Below are 20,181 nucleotides of genomic sequence, written 5' to 3'. Positions count from 1 at the left end.
AGCAGCCGAAGCGGATGGCCCCTTCGTCTCGCGACAGGAGAAGACAGATGAAGAAGTCCGACATTAACGCAGTCGAGCCTGCGAAGCCCGCGCTCGAAGCACCGGTCCAGCTCACCCCGGAACAGCTTGAAATCGTCGCAGCCGGTTTCAGGGCTGCGATCAACCGCGGATCGCTGGGCGATATCATCAAGGATATCACCATCTTCGGCAGATTTCCGACGCCGACGATGCCGGTACCCACAAAGACGGTTCTATTCTGAGTCGATCAAGAGACGAGATGGCGTTCGGCGCGTCGTGCGTCGGACGCCATCCCGGACGCCTTTTCATTTCAGGATAGACGCAGCTCACCCGGCAGCAGCGAGATAGAGGGATTCATGTCCAAGGATTTAAAGAAGCAGATCGACTGCCCGAGTTCGCAGGCGACCGACGAGGGCGCCCGAATCTTTGGCGTAATCACCGGTACGCCGGAGCAGCACCGGGTCGGATATCTCACCGAGACCGTGCCAATCTCCGAACAGGTCCTTGCCCTTGCGGGAGATGCCAAGCCCACGGAACTGTTCCGCATCGCGGCACCCTGCGCGGGCGCCAGCGGCGGCTGCAAGCATTTCAAGGGCAACACCTGCAGCTTGGCCAAAAGGATCGTTGAAGGCGTCCCCGCCGTCGTGAACGCGCTTCCCGCCTGCGAAATTCGCCCCACCTGCCGCTGGTTCCGTCAGGAAGGCAAAGAGGCCTGCTTCCGTTGCCCGCAGGTCATGACGGATAAATCAAACGCGTCTGACTACGAGAAGCAGATTGCCGACATCGACTAACGCGGACGTCGGCCAGGCATCATTGATGCGCACTTAGATCAGTGATCGTGGGCGCATCGCCATTGAGCGGGTTCGCCGGATCACGCCGGTAGCGCAGGGTTTCGAACCGCATCGCGCGGGCGTCCACCATCACCAGCCGTCCGACCAGGCTATCGCCAAAGCCGACGATTTCGCGAATCGCTTCCAGCGCCATCATCGAGCCCAGCATGCCCGCAAGCGCCCCCATCACGCCGGCCTCGGCGCAGGCCGGCACCGTGCCCGGCGGCGGCGCCTCCGGAAACAGACAGCGATAGGTCGGATTGAACTCGCCGTCGGCGCCCCGTTCATGGGCGCGGATCGTGGTCAGCGATCCGTCGAACTGGCCGAGCGCCGCCGTGATCAGCGGCTTGGCCGCGAGGAAGCAGGCGTCGGAAACCAGATAGCGGGTTTCGAAATTATCTGACCCGTCGAGCACCAGATCATAGCCGCCGATCAGCGACATCGCGTTGCCGGCATCGAGACGCGCCGCATGCGCCTCGAAGTTGACATGGGGATTGAGCGCGTCGATCTGCTGCGCGGCGCTGTCGACCTTGCGCTTGCCGATATCGGGCGTGGTGTGGATGATCTGGCGCTGCAAATTGGACAGCGAGACAATATCGTCGTCGACCACGCCGAGCGTGCCGATGCCGGCGGCGGCGAGATACATCAGGACCGGGGCGCCGAGACCGCCGGCGCCGATCACCAGCACGGACGCCTCCTTCAGGGCGGCCTGGCCGGGGCCACCGACCTCGCGCAGCACGATGTGGCGGGCATAGCGTTCGAGTTCGTCGGCGGTCAGCATGGTCGTGTTAAATCCTTCCACGTCACGTCTTTAAACCCTCATGGTGAGGAGCGCGAAGCGCGTCTCGAACCATGAGGCCCCAGTCGGGCCTTCATCCTTCGAGACGCGGCTGACGCCGCTCCTCAGGATGAGGGCAAAGTGCAGTTAGCCCCCTTGAACCGGGGCGCTGTTGTTGCTGACCAAGCAGATGTGCTTAGTTGACCCGAGGTCAATGATCGCTCCAATATTCCCTCCCGATTCCGAGTATTCCCTGGGATTTGTCATGAGATCGGTGTTTTCAGCAACATTGATGGTCTCGGCCGCCATTTTCGCGAGCCTGGGATCGTCAGCTCAGGCCCAGTTGACGCCGCCCTCCACGGCCGGCGCCAAGCCGAAGCCGGTCACGACGGTGCCGATCCGCCCCGCGCTGCAGAAGCCCGAGGAGACCGCCAACGCGATGTCGCAGGCCGAACGACTGGCGGTGCAATCCGACCTCGCCTGGGTCGGCCAGTACAATGGCGCGATCACCGGTGACGTCAGCGAGCGCATGGTCAAGGCAATCAAGGAATTCCAGAAGAGCCGCAACGGTAAGGAAACCGGCGTACTCAATCCGCAGGAGCGCGGCGTCCTCGCCGACACCGCCAGGAAGCGGCAGGAGAATGTCGGCTGGAAGATCGTCACCGATCCCCTCACCGGCGTGCGGCTCGGCATTCCCTCGAAGCTGGTGCCGCAGCAGGCCAGCGATGCCAACGGCACCAAATGGACCTCGCCGACTGGAACCATCCAGATTCAACTGGCGCGGCGCAAGGAAGCCAGTCCCACCACGGCGAAGCTCGCCGAGCTGGAAAAGAAGGAAGCCCAGCGCAAGGTCGACTACACGGTGGTGAAGCCGGACTTCTTCGTGCTCTCCGGCCTGCAAGGCCTGAAGAAGTTCTATGTGCGCGGCACCTTCAAGGGCGATGAAGTCCGCATCCTCACCATCCTCTACGATCAGGCCACGGAAAACACCGTGGAGCCGGTGGTGATTGCGATGTCGAGCGCATTCAACGCGTTTCCAACCGGCCCGCAGGTCGCAGGTCCCCCGCCGCGCAAGACCGTGGAATATGGCACCGGCGTCGTGGTCAGCGACGACGGCGCGATCATCACCGACCGCCAGATCACCGACGGCTGCGTCGCGGTCGCGATCGCGGGGTTCGGCAATGCCGACCGTGTGGCCGAGGACAAGGAGCATGATCTCGCTTTGCTGCGGATCTATGGCGCGCGCGGACTGAAGCCGCTCAACCTCGCGAGCCCGGCCTCGAAGACGGCGCTCGACCTGACCGGCATTGCCGATCCGCAGAACCAGGGCGGCGGCGGCGCGGTCAGCAGCGTCAAGGCTTCGGTCGCGCAACTTGGCGGCAGCAGCGACGTCGCGTTGTCGCCGCCGCCCGCGCTCGGCTTTTCCGGGGCGGCCGCGCTCGACGGCGACGGCAAATTCGCCGGCATCGCGCTGCTGAAGCCGGTGGTCGTTGCAGGTCCGGCGAACGGCGCCGCACAGGCGGTGCTGGTGACATCGGATGCCGTGCGCGATTTCCTCAAGGCCAATGGCGTCACTGGCGCCAGCGGATCACCGGACGCAAAAGCATCCGTGGTGCGCGTGATCTGCGTGCGGAAGTAGACTGACGACGTCAGTGCGTATCAGGCAGCCTTGATGTTGCTGAGGAAAGTTTCGACGTGGCTTCGCATCGTCTCGGACTGCCGCGATAATTCGCTGGAAGCCTGCAGCACCTGATGCGCGGCGGCACCGGTGTCGCCGGCGGCCTGCTGAACGCCACTCACGTTCGACGAGATTTCGCCGGTGCCGAGTGCAGCCTGCTGTACGTTGCGGGCGATCTCCTGGGTCGCCGAGCCCTGTTCTTCCACGGCACCCGCAATCGCGGAGGCGATCTCGCTCATTTCGTTGATGGTCGCGGAGATCCCCTTGATGGCAGCAACGGCTTCGCTCGATGAAGCCTGGATCGACGAGACCTGCGTGCTGATTTGGTCCGTCGCTTTCGCGGTTTGTTCGGCGAGACTCTTGACCTCGGCCGCCACCACCGCGAAGCCGCGGCCGGCCTCACCGGCGCGCGCCGCCTCGATCGTCGCATTGAGCGCCAGCAGATTGGTCTGGCTGGCGATCTCGCTGATCAGCTTGACGACGTCGCCGATGCCGGCCGCGTCCTTGAACAGGCCCTGCACCGTCGCATTGGTGCGATCCGCCTCACCCACGGCCTTCTGCGCGATCGAGGCCGACTGCGCGACCTGACGGCTGATCTCGGTAACGGAACTGGCCAGCTCCTCCGACGCAGCCGCGACGGTTTGCACGTTCGTCGAAGCTTCCTCGGTCGCAGCCGCCACCGCGGTCGCCTGGTTGCTGGTCTCTTCCGCCGTCGCCGTCATCGACGACGCGGTCGCCTGCAGTTCGGTCGAGGCCGACGACACCGACCTCAACACGGTCGATATATTGGCGTCGAACGTCTGGGTCAGCTCATTGACCCGCGCCGCCCGCGCCACGCGCGCGCTGATGGCTTCGGCTTCTTTTTCGGCGAGCTCCTTGGCCTTGATCATGTTCTCCTTGAAGATCAGGACCGCCCGCGCCATCAGGCCGATTTCGTCCTTCTTGTCGGTCGCCGGGATCGCGACCGAATGATCGCCGCCGGCAAGTTGGCCCATGGCGCCGACCATCTTCAGAATCGGCGGCACGATCGAACGGTTGGTCAGATGCACGACTGTCGCCGCAACGCCGATGCCGACACCGAGCAGCACCCAGAGCAGCGTCATCAGGAAACTGGTTTCGGCGAGAACCGCCGCACCGTCGCGTTTCAGATTGTCCTGTTGGCGCGCAACCATCCCGCCGGAACGCGATCCGGTAGCGTCCTTTGTTCCCGCGAAGATATCGAGCAGTTTGTTGGCTCGGGGAGCCGCCTCGTTGGTCAGGAACCACTGCGCCATGTTCCAGCGGTCCGAGGCTCGGATCTCGAACATCTTCTGCGGCATCGGCGCGAACCTGGCGCGGGCATCGACCAGCGCGTCAAACGCCTTCTGCTGCTCGCCTGTCATTTCCGCGCGTCGCTTCGAGAGCGCCTCGAACTTTGTCTGGTTGAGCGCCCAGAGATCCTCAAACTCCTTCTTGAAGGCCATGTCCGCGGTCAGCAGATAGGCGCGGATCGCGCCGATCGCCATCGCCATACTGCCGCGCATGTCTGCAAAACCGATCAACAGGCTCTTGCGCGCATCCGTCGAAGCAATGCCGCCCTCCTCGTCGATGATCGACGTCGCCTTTTGCAGCATGAGTTTCGCCAGCGGCGCGGCCTCGGTGGCGAGAATCTTTGCTGCGGGTTGCTCGTCGATGGTGTGGGCAATTGCTTCGGCCTTGTCCTGCGCGCTACGCAGTTCGTCGAGCAGTGGCTTGGCCTGCCTCCAGTCCGTCTTGTTCTGTTCAGAGGTCCAACGCGTCGAGAGGCCATCCATCTCCGCACCATGGCGCTGAATGTCTTTCCAGAGCAACACGCGCTCGGCCTTGAATGTGTCGTTGCCGGTGATCAGCCAGCCGCGCAGTGAAGCGAGTGAGGCATAAACCCCGGCCACCACATCATTCGCGGCCATCGCGGTCGGCACGCGAAGATTGACGGTCCGCTCGGTGGATTCGTTGACGTTGCCAACCTTGACGATGGTGATGACGACCACGCATGCAAGCAATGCGCAGAGCACGCTGAAGCCCAGGATCAGACGCCCACGAATATTCAACTTCAGAATTGCCATGGCGAACTTCCTCCAGGATGCAGGCGGACAACAACCGTCGGCGCATCAGGGTGGGCGTTAACCATGAAGAATGGAGAAACAGGCGGCCCGTACTAGTACGCAATTTCCCGCCGCAACGACGGAATCGCACGAGAATATTTGCGCTATTTTCAACCACAACGAAGCTGCGGCAATCTTCGAATCCGAGAAATTGCGTCCGACGATTTGCTAAGCCAGCCCGAACCTCACGCCGGCGCGCGCAAGCCCGCCTGCGATGCCGATCGGTGTGCCGTCGGCGCGCCAGCACGCCGCGCCCGACATCCGGCCGTCGTCGTGGAATTGAATGGCGTTCATGCCACCGGCCACCGTCGGCACCGCCTGCACTCTGTGGCCCATCGCAGTGAGTTTGCCGCGAACGCTTTCCGGCACCGCCGATTCCACTTCGAGCGCATTGCCCTCGGTCCAGACCCGCGGCGCCTCGACGGCTTCCTGCAGGCTCATGCCATGGTCGATCAGATTGATCAGCGCCTGCATCGCACTCGGAAAGATCCGCTTTCCACCGGGCAGGCCGAGCGCATAGACCAGCTTGCCGTCGCGCAACGCCATCATTGGCGACATCGAGGTGGTGACGCGCTTGCCGGGCGCCAGTGACAGCGCATGGCCGGGCCGGGGATCGTAGAGGTTCATGTAGTTGTTCGGCACGGTGCCGAGACCGGGGATCATGATCTTGGCGCCGAACAGATTGTTGATGGTCTGCGTCGTCGCGACCACGTTTCCAAACGCATCCGCCGCCGTCATATGCGTGGTGTGGGCGCTTTCGAGCTGCGCGACGCCGGCACCCCATTGCTGTGCGCGGCCGGGATCGATCGCACGGCGGCGTTCCCCGGCATAGCCCTTCGACGTCAGCTGCTCCACCGGCACGTTGATGAAATCAGGATCGCCGCTGGCGGCCGCGCGATCGGCAAAGGCGATCTTCAGCACTTCGGCGAGGTAATGGATCGTCTCCGCGGAGCCGAAGCCAAGCCTGGCGATATCGTAGCCTTCCAGAATGTTGAGCATCTGGGTGATGTGCACGCCGGAGGCCGCGGGCGGCGGCGGTCCCTGAATTTCCCAGCCGCGATAATCGGCTCGGATCGGCTGGCGCTCGACCGTTTTGTAGCTGGTGAGGTCTTCACGGCTGATGAAGCCGCCATGCGCTTTCATATAGTCGACCAGGATATCGCCGAGCGGTCCCTGGTACAGCGCCGCTGCGCCGTGCTGCGAAATGTGAGTCAGCGTCTGTGCATATTCCGACTGCACCACGCGCTCGCCGGCCTTCAGCGGCGTCCCCTTGGGCAGATAGACCGCCGAGATCGCCTTGTCCTTCAGCATCTCAGCCGCGCTGTCGCTGATGCATTCGTGCAGATAGGGTGTGGCGGCATAGCCCCGCGAGGCGTGCTTGATCGCGGGCTGCATCACGTCGGCAAGGCTCATGGTGCCGAATCTTTGCAGCGTCTCGCACCAGGCTTTCAGCGAGCCCGGCGTCGCCACCGCTTTCAGACCGTTGAGATTTTCGTTGCCAACGGTGTCGAACACGTCATGCGCCGAACCCGGTTTCGATTTGAAGGTGTCGGGACGGACCGACAGCGGCACGGTGCTCTGGCCGTCGATGAAGCGATGGCTGCCGTCGGCGAGGCGAATATGTGCCATGCCGCCGCCGATGATGCCGACCATCATCGGCTCGACCACCGTCAGCGTGAACAGCGTCGCGATCGCCGCATCGATGGCGTTGCCGCCGGCGGCCAGCATCTCGGCGCCCGCGCTCGAGGCCAGCGGATGATTGCTCACCACCATGCCGCGGCTGGAAGTCGCCGGCTGCTTCTGACATTGAAAAGTGGTGGCCGCGCGATCCCGCCAATTGCTGGTCATGTTGTTTCCCGTTTCTTTGTTGTTCTACGGCAGGGGCGCGTTGCGCGTCTTACTTCTGGCATTTCGGGCACCAGAAGGTCGAGCGGCCGTTCTGGACGAAGCGCCGCACGACGCCGCCGCAGCGCGCGGTCTGGCATTTCTCGTCCTCGCGGTCATAGACCTGGAACGAGTGCTGGAAATAACCGAGTTCGCCTGAGGTCTGGCGATGGTCGCTGATCGAGGAGCCGCCGGCCTTGATCGCCTGGTTCAGGACATCGTGGATTGAGCCCACCAGACGCTTGGCGTGTTCGGTCGGTTCGGCCTTCTTCGTCGCCAGGGTCGCAGCGAGCCGGCGCGGCGACAGATGGGCGCGATAAAGCGCTTCACAGACATAGATGTTGCCAAGTCCCGCCACCACGCGCTGGTCGAGCAAGGCGGCCTTCAGGCTGGTTTTCTTGTTGTGGCAGGATTGCGCCAGCATTGTTGCGTCAAATTCATTGCCGAGCGGTTCGGGACCGAGCCCTTTCAGCAGCGGCTCCTCCTCCAGCGCGTTGCGGGCGATGATCTTCATGTAGCCGAAGCGGCGCGGATCGTTGAACACGACAGAGGCGCCCGATGACATGTGGAACACGACGTGATCATGGGCGCGGTCTTCGCTGCGCGGGAGATGGAATTGGCCCGGTGTGTTCTTGCCTGTGCTGTTGGCAGCGTTTTCCAGCACCCGAAACGAGCCCGACATGCCCAGATGCATCAGCAGCACGTCGCCCGAGGTCAGGTCCGCCATCAGATATTTGGCGCGGCGGCCAAGGCCGGTCACGGTCTGGCCCTCCAGCCGCGCGATAAAGTCCTTTTGAAAGGGAAACCGCAGATCTTTCCGCCGGGCTTCCGCCTTGACGATTTTTGACCCCTCCATGGCGGGTTGCAGGCCGCGGCGGACGGTCTCAACTTCGGGTAATTCAGGCATGCAGGTATTCACCTTATGAAGGTGACGTGATAGCGCCATTGCGGCGGGCGCGCTATGGTCAGGCCATGGAGATAAGTTGATGGATCGGCCGGACCAAACGACGCATTTTGGCTTCAGGGACGTCCCCCTTGGGGACAAGCAGACGCTGGTAAACGACGTGTTTCACAGCGTGGCGTCGCGCTATGATTTGATGAACGATCTGATGTCGGCGGGCCTGCACCGGGCCTGGAAAGACATCATGATCAATAAGCTCAATCCGCCAAAGGGCGATGCGCCGTTCGCGCTGCTGGATGTGGCGGGCGGCACCGGCGATATTGCGTTCCGCGCCGCCAAGGCGGCAGGCACCGGCTTCGGCGCCACGGTCTGCGACATCAATACCGAGATGCTCGGCGTCGGCCGCAACCGTGCATTGGCGCAGCATCTCGACCAGCAGGTATCGTTCGTCGAGGGCAACGCCGAGGCGCTGGAATTTCCGGATCGCGCGTTCGACGCCTATACGATCGCGTTCGGCATCCGCAACGTGCCGCGGATCGATGCCGCGCTGAAGGAAGCCTACCGCGTGCTTAAGCCCGGGAGCAGATTCCTGTGCCTTGAGTTCTCCACCGTCGATGTGCCCGGGCTCGACCGGCTCTATGACTTCTTCTCGTTCAAGGTGATCCCGCCGCTCGGCCGCGCCGTCACGGGCGACGCCGACTCCTACCAATACCTCGTCGAATCGATCCGGAAGTTTCCGAGGCCGAGCGCCTTTGCCGAGATGATCAGCACCGCCGGCTTCTCGCGGGTGAAATGGGAAAGCCTCTCCGGCGGTATCGTGGCGCTGCATTCGGGCTGGCGTTTGTGATTTCTGCGGCGACCCACATCGCGCGGCTTGTCCGCGCCGGCTTTGTGTTCGCACGCGAGGGCGTGTTCGGCGTTGTCGATCCGAGCCTGGTGCCGCCGCCCGGGCAACTTGCGCTCAAGCTGGCGCGGATCATCGAGCGGCCCGGCGCCAAATCCGGCCCGCGGCTGTCGCGGGCGCTGACCCGGCTTGGTCCCGCCTATCTCAAGCTCGGACAATTCCTGGCGACGCGGCCCGACGTGGTCGGCGTTGCGATGGCGCGCGATCTGGAAGCCTTGCAGGACCGGCTGCCGCCGTTTTCACAGAGCGAGGCTGAGGCCGTCATCGCGACATCGCTGGAACGCCCTGTGGCGCAGGCGTTTATGAACCTCGGGCCGTCGGTTGCCGCAGCTTCCATCGCGCAGGTGCATCGCGGTGAAGTCGAGCGCGACGGCGTGCGCAAGGCCGTTGCCGTCAAGGTGCTGCGCCCCAATGTCGCCGCGCGTTTCCGCCGCGACCTCGCTGATTTCTTCTTTGTCGCGCACAATGCCGAAGCGCATTCGGCTGAAGCGCGCCGGCTGCGGCTGATCGAGGTCATCAACACGATGTCGCGCTCGGTCGCGATGGAGATGGATCTGCGGCTGGAAGCGGCCGCGATGTCCGAGATGGCGGAGAACACGCGCGACGATCCGGATTTCCGCGTGCCGGCGGTGGATTGGGACCGCACCACCCACAACGTGCTGACGATGGAGTGGATCGACGGCATCGCGCTCAACGACCACGCGCGCCTCGCACAAGCGCAGATCGACCTGCCCGATCTCGGGCGCAAGGTGATCCAGAGCTTCCTGCGCCACGCGCTGCGCGACGGCTTCTTCCATGCCGACATGCATCCCGGCAATCTGTTCCTCGATGACACCGGCCGGCTGGTCGCCGTCGATTTCGGCATCATGGGCCGGCTTGGCATGAAGGAGCGGCGCTTCCTCGCCGAAATTCTTCTGGGCTTCATCACGCGCGACTATCGCCGCGTCGCCGAGGTGCATTTCGAGGCCGGCTATGTGCCCGGCCATCACTCGGTGGAGAATTTCGCGCAAGCGATCCGCGCCATCGGCGAGCCGATCCATAACCGCATCGCCGAAGACATCTCGATGGCGAAGCTGTTGACCTTGCTGCTCGAGGTCACCGGGCTGTTCGACATGCAGACCCGCCCCGAACTGATCCTGCTGCAAAAGACCATGGTGGTGGTCGAGGGCGTGGCGCGCGGTTTCGACCCCAAGCTCGATATCTGGAAGGTCGCCGATCCCGTGGTGCGCGAATGGATCGAACGCAATCTCGGACCCATAGGGCGCATTCAGGGCGCGGTGTCCGGCGCGGGCGATCTTGGCCGCGTGCTGACGGGCCTGCCGGCCATTGCCACGCGTTCGGTGGCGGTGCTGGAGCAGCTGGAAAAGATGACCCGGGAGGGCGTCACACTGTCGCCGGAGACGATTGCGGCGCTGGGCCGGGCCGAGGGGCGCAAGAGCCGCTGGCGCACCGTGGCGCTCTGGATCATCGCGGCGACCTTCATCGGGATTCTGGTGGCTGTCCGGCAAATGTGATTGCAATGCATGCACTGTATGCTAGCGTTGAGATCATGCCTGCCTGGAGCCACCCATGGCCAGCCTCACCATCCGAAAGCTCGACGACGCCGTAAAGGCCTATTTGCGGCTGCGATCGGCCGGCAACGGCCGTTCCGTGGAAGAGGAAGTCCGGGTCATCCTAGGTGACCTGATCCAAGGCCGCCCCGAATTTCCCACTTCGCCGTCTGCCGCCATGGCGTCGCCTGCAGAGGCCTCCGCCGGGGCCCCGGCGATCGCCCACGCGGCGCATCAGGCCAGCGTCACGCTGATCATCGGCGGCGGCATCGCCGCCTTCAAATCGCTCGAACTGATCCGGCGGCTGAAGGAGCGGCGCATCGAGGTGCGCTGCGTGCTGACCAAGGCGGCGCAGCAATTCGTCACGCCGCTGTCCGCGAGCGCGCTGTCGCATGAGCGCGTCTATACGGACCTGTTCGACCCCGGCAGCGAATTCGATGCCGGTCACATCCGCCTGGCGCGTGAATGCGATCTGATCGTGGTCGCGCCGGCGACGGCCGATTTGATGGCGAAGATGGCGCATGGCCATGCCGACGATCTCGCCAGCGCGATCCTGCTGGCTGCCGACAAGCCGATCCTGCTGGCGCCGGCGATGAATCCCTTGATGTGGAACAACGCCGCCACCCGCCGTAACGTGCTGCAGCTCCGCCGCGACGGGGTCACCATGATCGGCCCCAATGCCGGCGAGATGGCCGAAACCAACGAGGCCGGCGTCGGACGGATGTCTGAGGCCGTGGAAATTGCCGCTGCCGCAGTCGACATCCTGCGTCCGCCGCGCCCGCGTCCGCTGTTGGGAAAACGCGTGCTGATAACAGCGGGCCCGACCCATGAGCCGATCGATCCGGTGCGCTATATCGCCAACCGCTCGTCGGGCAAGCAGGGGTTTGCGATCGCCGCCGCGGCGCAGGCCGCGGGCGCCGACGTGACGCTGGTGTCCGGCCCGGTGGACTTGCGCGATCCCGCAGGCGTTACGGTGATCCGGGTGGAATCGGCGCGCGACATGCTGCATCGGGTCGAGGCCGCACTGCCGGCGGACATCGCGATCTTCGCCGCCGCCGTGGCAGACTGGCGCGTCGCCAATGAAGGCGAACAGAAATTGAAGAAGACATCGGCCGGCATGCCGCCGCTGCAGCTGGTCGAAAATCCCGACATCCTGGCTACGATTTCAAAAATGAAGGACAAGCGCCCGCCGCTGGTGATCGGCTTTGCCGCCGAGACCGAACATCTGATCGACAACGCAAAAGCCAAGATCGCGCGCAAGGGCTGCGACTGGATCGTCGCCAATGACGTGTCGCCGGCAACCGGCGTGATGGGCGGCGACCGCAACACCGTGCATCTGCTGACGCGGGGCGGGACAGAAGTCGGCGTCGATAACATTGCAGTGGACAATATTGAAGTGGACTCTTGGCCGGTCATGACGAAAGAACAGGTCGCGACCGAACTGGTGGCGCGGATCGCAAAATCACTGGAGAAGAATTCGTGAGCGCAACGGTCAAGGTCGACATCATGCAATTGCCGCACGCCAAGGGCCTGGCGCTGCCGGCCTATCAGAGCGCGGACGCGGCGGGGCTGGATCTGCTGGCGGCGGTGCCGGCGGAAACGCCGTTGATCCTGCCACCGGGCAAATATGCGATGGTGCCGACGGGGCTGACCATCGCGTTACCGTCCGGCTACGAGGCGCAGGTGCGGCCGCGCTCGGGCCTTGCAGCAAAGCACGGCGTCACCGTTTTGAACTCCCCCGGCACGGTCGATGCGGATTACCGCGGCGAGATCAACGTGATCCTGATCAACCATGGCGAGGCGCCATTCCCGATCCGGCGCGGCGAACGCATCGCGCAGATGGTGATCGCGCCGGTCACGCAGGCGCAACTGGTCCAGGTCGACACGCTATCGACCACCGACCGCGGCGGCGGCGGTTTCGGCTCGACCGGACGCTGAGCCACTTCAACTCCGGCTGAGTTGGTACGGCCCGGCAGCTGCCGGGCCGTGAGGGCGCTTGGCGCAAACGTCGATGTCCCTCATACTGCGCTCCAATAATTCGCAATGCCGGGGGACGCCATGGAGAAATTAATCGTCTGCGCGGTGTTCGCTATCCTGTCGGGCACGCTACCGTCGAATGCTCAACAGAACGTCATCCTGTTCGTCGCTGACGGTCTTCGAGCCGCGGCTGTCACGCCCGAGCGAGCCCCCACATTCGCCCGGATACGGGACACAGGTGTCAACTTCTCAAACAGTCATTCGGTCTATCCGACCATTACGACGTCGAACGCCTCGGTGATCGCGACCGGTCATCTGATCGGCGACACCGGAGATTTCGGCAACGTGTTCTACACCGGTTTTCCGGTTGCCAGCGCAGCCGGAACCATAACGCCTTTCATCCAGAACAATGCGGTGTTGAGTGAGCTGAACCAGCATCACGGCGGAAATTTCATTGCCGAGCGCTCGATCATGGCGGCGGCGCGTGACAAGGGCTACCTCACGGCCGCCCTCGGCAAGGTCGGGCCGGTGGCGATCCATGACCTCACCCAGCTCGACGGCAAGACCACGATTTTCTTCGACGACGATACCGGCAAGAAGGATGGCATCGTGTTGCGGCCGGATCTCGTCGAGATGCTCAAGAAGGCCGGATTGGCGCTGGAAACACCGGGGCGTGCGCAACGCGAGAATCCCGGCAAGTCCACCAATATCGTTCAGCAGAAATACTACCGGGACATCGTCACGAAGGTGCTGCTGCCGTATTTCAAGGAGAACAAGAAGCCGTTCATGCTGCTGTATTGGTCATCCGATCCGGACGGCACCCAGCACTCCCAGCGCGACAGCGTCAATGAACTTGTTCCCGGCATCAACGGTCCGACCTCGCTTGCCGCAATCAAGGTGGCCGACGGCGATCTTGCGGCGATCGTCGCTGCGCTCAAAGAACTTGGGCTCGAGGCCGACACCAACATCTTCATCACCGCCGACCACGGCTTCAGCACGGTGTCGAAGCAAAGCAAGACCAGTCCGGCTGCAAAACTGAAATACGACAATGTGCCCGAAGGGCAGTTGCCACCCGGCTTTCTTGCCATCGATCTTGCGCACGCTGTGGGCCTGCCGCTGCATGAGCCCTCTGCTCAAGGCGCTGGCATCGACTACAGGAGCGGGAAATACCCGCGCCGCGCCAGCGCTTCGATCGGCAACGATCCGGCCAAACCCGATATCGTGGTTGGCGCCAACGGCGGCAACGATCTCATCTATCTGCCGCAGGACAACGCCAAGACCCTGGTGAGGCAGGTGGTCAAGGCGCTCCTGGCGCAAGACTACACCAGCGGCGTCTTCGTTCGTGATGACCTTGGACCGATTTCAGGAACGCTGCCGCTGAGCAGAGTGGGCCTCAAAGGGGGAGCGCGAACGCCAACGCCGGCCATCGTCGTCAATTTCCGCTCCGAAACGACGGGGTGTGATCAGCCGCTGTTTTGCAGCGTGACCGTATCCGATACCACCCTCTTGCAGGGGCAAGGCCATCACGGCAGCTTTAGCCGCGCCGACACCGGAAACTTCATGGCGGCCATCGGGCCTGCGTTCAAGGCCGGCTTCAACGACACGGCTCCGGTCAGCAACGCCGATATCGCTCCGACACTCGAGAAGATTTTGGGTGTCACCCTCCCGCCGGTCGGCAAGCTGCGCGGCCGCGCGCTTACCGAAGCACTTCCCGGCGGGAAGCCCGCCCGGCCGTGGCGACAGGACATTGTCTCCAAGCGAGGCGACAACGGCCTGCGCACCATCGTCAACATGCAGTTTGTCGGCCTGACACGCTACTTTGACGCCGCTGGCTTTCCAGGACGCACTGTCGGATTGAAGGTGCCGGCGAGTGCGAGGTGAATAGGTGCTGTAGCAAGCGATGAGACGGGACCGCCGTTCCCCTCAAGACGGAACGCTGTCACGTCGAAACGACTGGATTTATGATCCGGTGGCATTTGCGCCAACGGTCGCAGGTGGCGGCCTCTTCCATTTCCAACCAGTGGCCTGTTTCGGCCAGCACCCAGGAGCGTTATCCGCCCATTTTTGCACAGCCAGATTCACGTTCACGGTCTGGACTCTTACCCACGGAGTCGCGTTGGGGATACTCTCACTCGATTCGTGCACGGCTGATGTAAAGCGCCGGGCCTGAAGTCGTGCGTTCTGGGGCAAATCATGTCGGGCGTAGTCGCGGCGATGCGTCGAAACCTGCTGTCGTGCACCTCACTGGCACGTCACGGCATGATCGCGCTCGCCTCTGCCTTATCCCTCGTATCGGAACCGGCCTTGGCCGGCGATTTGCCGCTCTCCGAGGTGATTTCGGCCTGGCTCGACCTCAATCAGCAGGAATTCGCGGTGCTGACCACAGCATTGTCGCTGCTCGGCTTTACCGTCGTGGCGGCGATCCTGTTAATGCGCACCCGCGTCAAGGCGACCCGCACCGAGGTCCGCCTGCGCCAGGACATCGCCGATCTGCAGGTTCAGGCCGACCGGTTGCGGGCGCTGCTGTTCGCCGAGCCGCAAGTCCTGATCTCCTGGGCCGCAGGCGACAGCCGGCCCCAGATCAGCGGTGACACCGCGCTGTTGATCTCGCAGGAAGCGTTGCAAAACTCGCCGCAGCGGATCCTCGCCTTTGGAACCTGGCTGCCGCCGGAACCGGCGCTGCAGATGGACCATGCCGTCGATGCGTTGCGCGAGGCCGGCGAAGGCTTTCTGCTCAACCTCTCGACCTCGAACGGCCGCGCGATCGAGGCGATGGGCCGCGCCATCGGTGGCCAAGCCGTTGTTCGGATTCGCGAACTCGGCGGGTTGCGCCGCGAACTCGCCGAATCCAATCTGCGCTACAAGACGCTTCAAGAAGAGACTGAGCTGCTGCGCGACTTCGCCGCCGCCGCGCCTTGGCCGATCTGGGCCAAGAGCCCCGAGGGCAATCTGCGCTACGCCAATACGGCCTATGTGCGGGCGACCGAAGGAACCAGCGTCGCCGATGTCGTCCGTCGCAACCTCGAACTTTTGGAAACCGACCAGCGCACCGACATGAGCCGGACCTTGAACGACAGTTCCAGCTTCAGCGCGCGGCTGCCGATCGTCGTCAGCGGCGAACGGCGCATCTATGACGTGCAAGCCCTGAAGCTTGGTGGCGGCAGTGCCGGCATCGCGATCGATGCCAGCGAGGCGACCCAGCTGCGCGCCGCGCTGCAGCGGATGGTGGAGGCGCATCGCCGCACTCTCGACCAATTGTCGTCGGGGGTTGCGGTATTCGACGCCCAGCGCCGGCTTGCCTTCTACAACGAATCCTACCGCCGGCTGTGGGGCCTCGATCAGGCCTTCCTCGACGGCCAGCCCGACGATTCCAGCGTGCTCGACCGGCTGCGCGCCACGCGCAAACTCCCGGAGCAGCCGGACTTCCGGGCCTGGAAAGCCAAGCTGCACGAGGCCTATCGCGCGGTCGAGCCGGAGACCTACACCTGGTTCCTGCCCGACGGCCGCGCGGTCAGCGTCGTCACCACGCCTAACCTCGAAGGTGGCGTCACCTATCTGTTCGACAATGTCACCGAAAGCCTCGATCTGGCACGGCGGTTCGACGGGCTGACGAGGGTACAGCACGAGACGCTCAGCAATCTCGCCGAGGCGGTCGCGGTGTTCGGCAGCAATGGCCGGGTGGAACTGTTCAATCCCGCCTTCGCCAAGATCTGGAAGCTGTCGGAAGAGCAGCTGCGCGAACAGCCCCACATCGAGACTGTGGAATCCTGGTGCAAGCCGCTGTTCGACGACGCCCTGACGTGGCGCGCATTGCGCGAGGCGATTACCGCGATCGGCAACCGGGCGCAGGTGGCGCTGAAGCTCGAGCGCAAGGACGGCAGCGTGCTGACCTGCATGACGATGCCGCTGCCCGACGGCGCCACCATGCTGACCTTCCAGGACATCACCGACACCGAGAATGTCGAACGCGCGCTGCGCGAACGCAACGAGGCGCTGGAGACCGCCGACCAGATGAAGGTCGACTTCGTCCACCACGTGTCGTACGAGCTGCGCGCCCCGCTCACCACCATCATCGGCTTCGCGCACTTTCTGAGCGATCCCTCAACCGGCCCGCTGACGCCAAAGCAGGCCGAGTATCTCGACTACGTCACCAAATCCACCAACGCGCTGCTGGCGCTGACCAACAACATCCTCGATCTCGCCACCATCGACGCCGGTGCGATGAAGCTCGAGCTCGGCCCGGTCAACATCGCCAAAGCCATCGAGCAGGCCAGGGAAGGCATTCAGGACCGCCTCGCCACCGACCGCATCGAACTCAAGGTCGACATCGATCCCAGCATCGGCGACTTCACCGGCGACGAACGCCGCGTGGTGCAGGTGCTCTATAATCTGCTCGCCAATGCTGTCGGCTTCTCGCCGCATGATGCAACGGTCAACATCAGCGCGCGGCGCAACGAGCATCGCGTCATCTTCACCGTCACCGATTCCGGTCCGGGCATCCCGCCCGACGTCAAGGACAAGGTGTTCGACTGGTTCGAGAGCCATTCCAACGGCTCGCGGCACCGCGGCGCAGGGCTCGGCCTGTCGCTGGTGCGCTCCTTTGTCGAACTGCACGGCGGCAAGGTGCGGGTCGATTCGGAACTCGGCAAGGGCACGACGGTCACGTGCGACTTTCCGATCGACCAGAACGCCCATCGCAACGCCGCCGAATGACCGTATCAGCGACATTCTCGCTGGCGCTCGCGAACGAGACCGCGACCGCGCAACTGATGGCCGATCTTGCGCTGCTGGTTGGACCCGGCGATGTGATCACGCTGTCGGGCGATCTCGGCGCCGGCAAGACATCAGCCGCGCGGGCGATGATCCGCTATCTCGCCAGCGACGAGACGCTGGAGGTTCCGAGCCCGACGTTCACGCTGGCGCAAAGCTATGACCAGCCGTTTCCGATCGTTCATGCCGATCTCTATCGCATCAACGATGCGAGCGAGCTGGAGGAAATCGGGCTGTCGCCGCTGCCCGAGGGCGCGCTGGCGCTGATCGAATGGCCGGAGCGCGCGGCGGACGCGCTGCCGGACGACCGCATCGACATCGCCTTCAGCCATCGTCCCGCGCTCGGATCCAGTGCGCGCGCCGCCGAATTTACCGGCTATGGCAAGGCGGCGGCGCAGGTCGAAAGGCTCAAGGCGCTGCGCCAGTTCCTCGAGACCTCAGGCTTTATGGGAGCGCAGCGCGAGCGCATGCCGGGCGATGCCTCGACGCGCTCCTACGCGCGGCTGCATCTTGACGGCACCGCCATCCTGATGAATTCGCCGAAGCGGCCGGACGGCCCGGCGATCTATGACGGCAAATCCTACAGCGCGGCCGTGCATCTGGCCGAAGACGTCAAGCCGTTCGTCGCCATCGCCAACGGCTTGCGCGAACGCGGCTTCTCGGCGCCGGCGATACGTCACCAGGACCTCGATGCCGGTTTCCTGATCACCGAGGATTTCGGCCACGCTGGTATCGTCGAAGGCGATCCGCCGCAGCCGATCGTAGAGCGCTACGAGGCCGCGACCGACATGCTGGCGGCGCTGCATCGCGAGCCGCTGCCGGACATCCTGCTGCTGACCTTGCAATCGACCCACGCCATCCCCGTGTTCGACACCGAAGCGTGGCTGGTCGAGATGGGGTTGATGCTCGAATGGTACATGCCCGATCGCGGCGTCGAGCCAAGTCAGGAGCTGCGCGACGAATTCGTCGCGATGTGGCGGGAGTTATTGAAGAAGCCGGCTGCCGCGCCACGGACCTGGGTGATCCGGGACTTCCATTCCCCCAACATCATCTGGCTCGATGATCGTTCCGGAATCCTGCGGGTCGGCATCATCGATTTCCAGGACGCCGTGCTCGGACCTGCCGCCTATGACCTGGTGTCGCTGCTGCAGGATGCGCGGATCGACGTGCCCGAAGCGCTCGAGCTGACGCTGCTGACCCGCTACATCAAGGCGCGGCGCTTAGCCGACAGCAATTTCGATCCCGCCGGTTTCGCCGAGCTCTACGCCATCATGTCGGCGCAGCGGAATACCCGCCTGCTCGGCACGTTCGCGCGGCTCAACCGGCGCGATGGCAAGCCGCAATATCTGCGTCACCAGCCCCGGATCTGGACCTATCTTACTCGTTCATTGGCCCACCCGGCCCTGGCGGATTTTCGCGAATGGTACGCCGCCAACGTGCCGCCGCCGGGCTCCTGATTTACCACTTGTTAGCCACCCCTGCTTTAATCTGGCGAAGGCTATGCTCCGCGCGTGCGAGCGGCTGTTTCAAATCCGGGAATATGGCGATGGCGACATCAGAGCGGCGCAAGGGAGATCGCGTCACATTCGAGCGCGGCTATCCGGCGCATATGATGGGCATCGACGGCACCTGGCGGCGTGAATGCGTGATGGAAGACGTCTCCGAGACCGGCGCCAAGCTGACGGTGGAAGGCTCCGTCGAGGGTCTGCACCTGAAGGAATTCTTCCTGCTGCTGTCGTCCACCGGACTGGCCTACCGCCGCTGCGAACTGGCCTGGGTCAATGGCGACCAGATCGGCGTCAATTTCCTGAAGCAGGGCGACAAGAAGAAAAAGGCGGCCGGCAAGCGCGGCGCGGAGACCGCCGAAGCATGAGCCCCGCCGCGCCCAAATCCTCTTACAGCCGTCGTCTTACAGCCGTCATCTGCAATGACTATGGCCTCACAGTCGCTGGATCAGCCGAATCACCGTGATATGATCCGAAGCGCTGATCCGTTTCGAGAACTCCAGGAAATGTCCGTCACGCCCAAGAAAGCCATGGTCCTCGCCGCCGGTCTCGGCCTGCGGATGCGCCCGTTGACCGATCACATGCCAAAGCCGCTGGTGCGCGTGATGGGCCAGCCGCTGCTCGATCACGTGCTGGACAAGCTGGCCGGCGCCGGTGTCAGCGAAGCCGTGGTCAACGTGCATTATCTGCCCGACCAGATCATCGAGCATACGGCGTCCCGGACCCGCCCCCGAATCACTATCTCCGACGAGCGCGATCAGGTGCTCGGCACCGGCGGCGCCGTCGTGAAGGCCCTGCCTTTGCTCGGCACAGAGCCGTTCTTCCATCTCAACGCCGACACCATGTGGATCGACGGCGTGCGGCCCAATCTGACGCGGCTGGCCGAAACCTTCGATCCCGCGCGCATGGATATCCTGCTGTTGATGGCGCCGACGACCAGCAGCATCGGCTATGCCGGCCGCGGCGATTACTCGATGCTGCCGGACGGTGCACTGCGCAAGCGGCGCGAACATCAGGTGGTGCCGTTCGTCTATGCCGGCGCTGCGATCATGTCGCCGTCGCTGTTTACAGATGCGCCCGCGGGCGAGTTCTCGCTGACGAAATTGTTCGACCAGGCCAACGAGCAGGAGCGGCTGTTCGGCCTGCGGCTCGACGGCGTCTGGATGCATGTCGGAACCCCCGACGCGGTGCAGGCCGCGGAAGAGGCGTATCTGGAGAGCGTGGCGTAACTCTCGTAGGGTGGGCAAAGGCGCGCTTTGCGCC

Annotated in this window: 16 protein-coding genes; 12 read left to right on the top strand and 4 right to left on the bottom strand. The window is 63.9% G+C overall.

The annotated features are described in order from the left end of the window. The first annotated feature begins 47 nt into the window (after positions 1-47). Positions 48-260 carry a hypothetical protein gene (locus ABIE49_RS22210; RefSeq protein ID WP_192736254.1) on the top strand — a complete coding sequence of 71 codons (213 nt, stop codon included), beginning with the start codon at positions 48-50 and terminating at the stop codon, positions 258-260. A 114-nt stretch (positions 261-374) separates the two neighbouring features. Next, positions 375-809 (top strand): hypothetical protein, encoded by a 435-nt coding sequence (locus ABIE49_RS22205; RefSeq protein ID WP_192736253.1) that lies wholly within the window; start codon positions 375-377, stop codon positions 807-809. Between the two features lie 19 nt (positions 810-828). Here ABIE49_RS22205 and ABIE49_RS22200 read toward each other — a convergent pair whose 3' ends face one another. Continuing rightward, entirely contained in the window at positions 829-1,629 is an 801-nt protein-coding gene (locus ABIE49_RS22200) for a HesA/MoeB/ThiF family protein (protein WP_192736252.1), read from the bottom strand. A gap of 262 nt (positions 1,630-1,891) precedes the next feature. On the opposite strand from ABIE49_RS22200, the gene ABIE49_RS22195 reads away from it, so the two are divergent. Continuing rightward, on the top strand, positions 1,892-3,265 hold the full coding sequence (locus tag ABIE49_RS22195) for a serine protease (RefSeq protein WP_192736251.1): 1,374 nt from the start codon (positions 1,892-1,894) through the stop codon (positions 3,263-3,265). Positions 3,266-3,285: 20 nt separating this feature from the next. Here ABIE49_RS22195 and ABIE49_RS22190 read toward each other — a convergent pair whose 3' ends face one another. From ABIE49_RS22190 to mutM, 3 genes are all read right to left on the bottom strand, one after another. Next, positions 3,286-5,388 (bottom strand): HAMP domain-containing methyl-accepting chemotaxis protein, encoded by a 2,103-nt coding sequence (locus ABIE49_RS22190; RefSeq protein WP_192736250.1) that lies wholly within the window; start codon positions 5,386-5,388, stop codon positions 3,286-3,288. A 207-nt stretch (positions 5,389-5,595) separates the two neighbouring features. After that, positions 5,596-7,275, bottom strand: coding sequence for a gamma-glutamyltransferase (gene ggt, locus ABIE49_RS22185; RefSeq protein ID WP_192736249.1), 1,680 nt, complete (start codon positions 7,273-7,275; stop codon positions 5,596-5,598). 49 nt (positions 7,276-7,324) lie between these two features. Continuing rightward, a complete protein-coding gene (mutM, locus tag ABIE49_RS22180; protein ID WP_192736248.1) occupies positions 7,325-8,218 on the bottom strand; it encodes a bifunctional DNA-formamidopyrimidine glycosylase/DNA-(apurinic or apyrimidinic site) lyase in 894 nt (297 codons plus the stop codon). A 79-nt stretch (positions 8,219-8,297) separates the two neighbouring features. Between mutM and ubiE the strand changes: the two genes are divergently transcribed. The 9 genes from ubiE (at position 8,298) to ABIE49_RS22135 (ending at position 20,147) form a co-directional block, all read left to right on the top strand. After that, positions 8,298-9,059: a bifunctional demethylmenaquinone methyltransferase/2-methoxy-6-polyprenyl-1,4-benzoquinol methylase UbiE gene (ubiE, locus tag ABIE49_RS22175; RefSeq protein ID WP_192736247.1), complete on the top strand. Its 762-nt coding sequence runs from the start codon at positions 8,298-8,300 to the stop codon at positions 9,057-9,059. Continuing rightward, positions 9,056-10,630, top strand: coding sequence for a 2-polyprenylphenol 6-hydroxylase (gene ubiB, locus ABIE49_RS22170; protein ID WP_192736533.1), 1,575 nt, complete (start codon positions 9,056-9,058; stop codon positions 10,628-10,630). Before ubiE ends, ubiB begins: the two co-directional genes overlap by 4 nt. A 55-nt stretch (positions 10,631-10,685) precedes the next feature. Beyond that, positions 10,686-12,149, top strand: coding sequence for a bifunctional phosphopantothenoylcysteine decarboxylase/phosphopantothenate--cysteine ligase CoaBC (gene coaBC / locus ABIE49_RS22165; RefSeq protein WP_210337282.1), 1,464 nt, complete (start codon positions 10,686-10,688; stop codon positions 12,147-12,149). Further along, the gene (dut, locus tag ABIE49_RS22160; RefSeq protein ID WP_192736246.1) at positions 12,146-12,604 is read left to right on the top strand and encodes a dUTP diphosphatase; all 459 of its coding nucleotides are present in this window, start codon (positions 12,146-12,148) and stop codon (positions 12,602-12,604) included. The genes coaBC and dut overlap by 4 nt, the downstream gene beginning before the upstream one ends. A 120-nt stretch (positions 12,605-12,724) precedes the next feature. Next, on the top strand, positions 12,725-14,524 hold the full coding sequence (locus tag ABIE49_RS22155; protein ID WP_192736245.1) for an alkaline phosphatase family protein: 1,800 nt from the start codon (positions 12,725-12,727) through the stop codon (positions 14,522-14,524). Between the two features lie 312 nt (positions 14,525-14,836). After that, on the top strand, positions 14,837-17,356 hold the full coding sequence (locus ABIE49_RS22150) for a PAS domain-containing sensor histidine kinase (protein WP_192736244.1): 2,520 nt from the start codon (positions 14,837-14,839) through the stop codon (positions 17,354-17,356). Further along, a complete protein-coding gene (gene tsaE / locus ABIE49_RS22145; RefSeq protein WP_192736243.1) occupies positions 17,353-18,870 on the top strand; it encodes a tRNA (adenosine(37)-N6)-threonylcarbamoyltransferase complex ATPase subunit type 1 TsaE in 1,518 nt (505 codons plus the stop codon). Before ABIE49_RS22150 ends, tsaE begins: the two co-directional genes overlap by 4 nt. Positions 18,871-18,953: 83 nt before the next feature. Then, entirely contained in the window at positions 18,954-19,286 is a 333-nt protein-coding gene (locus tag ABIE49_RS22140; protein WP_192736242.1) for a PilZ domain-containing protein, read from the top strand. Positions 19,287-19,424: 138 nt separating this feature from the next. Continuing rightward, entirely contained in the window at positions 19,425-20,147 is a 723-nt protein-coding gene (locus ABIE49_RS22135; RefSeq protein WP_192736241.1) for a nucleotidyltransferase family protein, read from the top strand. Positions 20,148-20,181 lie beyond the last annotated feature (34 nt).

The organism is Bradyrhizobium sp. OAE829 (genome assembly GCF_040546575.1).
GTDB lineage: Bacteria > Pseudomonadota > Alphaproteobacteria > Rhizobiales > Xanthobacteraceae > Bradyrhizobium.
Note: the sequence above shows the minus strand (reverse complement) of the source record. Positions and strands in the feature narration are given on the sequence as shown.

Bases quoted from the DNA above. Each gene is read 5' to 3' on its own strand.
- coaBC (WP_210337282.1), top strand. From the start codon at position 10,686: ATGGCCAGCCTCACCATCCGAAAGCTCGACGACGCCGTAAAGGCCTAT.
- ABIE49_RS22140 (WP_192736242.1), top strand. From the start codon at position 18,954: ATGGCGATGGCGACATCAGAGCGGCGCAAGGGAGATCGCGTCACATTC.
- mutM (WP_192736248.1), bottom strand. From the start codon at position 8,218: ATGCCTGAATTACCCGAAGTTGAGACCGTCCGCCGCGGCCTGCAACCC.
- ABIE49_RS22155 (WP_192736245.1), top strand. From the start codon at position 12,725: ATGGAGAAATTAATCGTCTGCGCGGTGTTCGCTATCCTGTCGGGCACG.
- ggt (WP_192736249.1), bottom strand. From the start codon at position 7,275: ATGACCAGCAATTGGCGGGATCGCGCGGCCACCACTTTTCAATGTCAG.
- ABIE49_RS22195 (WP_192736251.1), top strand. From the start codon at position 1,892: ATGAGATCGGTGTTTTCAGCAACATTGATGGTCTCGGCCGCCATTTTC.
- ABIE49_RS22150 (WP_192736244.1), top strand. From the start codon at position 14,837: ATGTCGGGCGTAGTCGCGGCGATGCGTCGAAACCTGCTGTCGTGCACC.
- tsaE (WP_192736243.1), top strand. From the start codon at position 17,353: ATGACCGTATCAGCGACATTCTCGCTGGCGCTCGCGAACGAGACCGCG.
- ABIE49_RS22190 (WP_192736250.1), bottom strand. From the start codon at position 5,388: ATGGCAATTCTGAAGTTGAATATTCGTGGGCGTCTGATCCTGGGCTTC.
- ABIE49_RS22200 (WP_192736252.1), bottom strand. From the start codon at position 1,629: ATGCTGACCGCCGACGAACTCGAACGCTATGCCCGCCACATCGTGCTG.
- ABIE49_RS22205 (WP_192736253.1), top strand. From the start codon at position 375: ATGTCCAAGGATTTAAAGAAGCAGATCGACTGCCCGAGTTCGCAGGCG.
- ABIE49_RS22135 (WP_192736241.1), top strand. From the start codon at position 19,425: ATGTCCGTCACGCCCAAGAAAGCCATGGTCCTCGCCGCCGGTCTCGGC.
- ABIE49_RS22210 (WP_192736254.1), top strand. From the start codon at position 48: ATGAAGAAGTCCGACATTAACGCAGTCGAGCCTGCGAAGCCCGCGCTC.
- ubiE (WP_192736247.1), top strand. From the start codon at position 8,298: ATGGATCGGCCGGACCAAACGACGCATTTTGGCTTCAGGGACGTCCCC.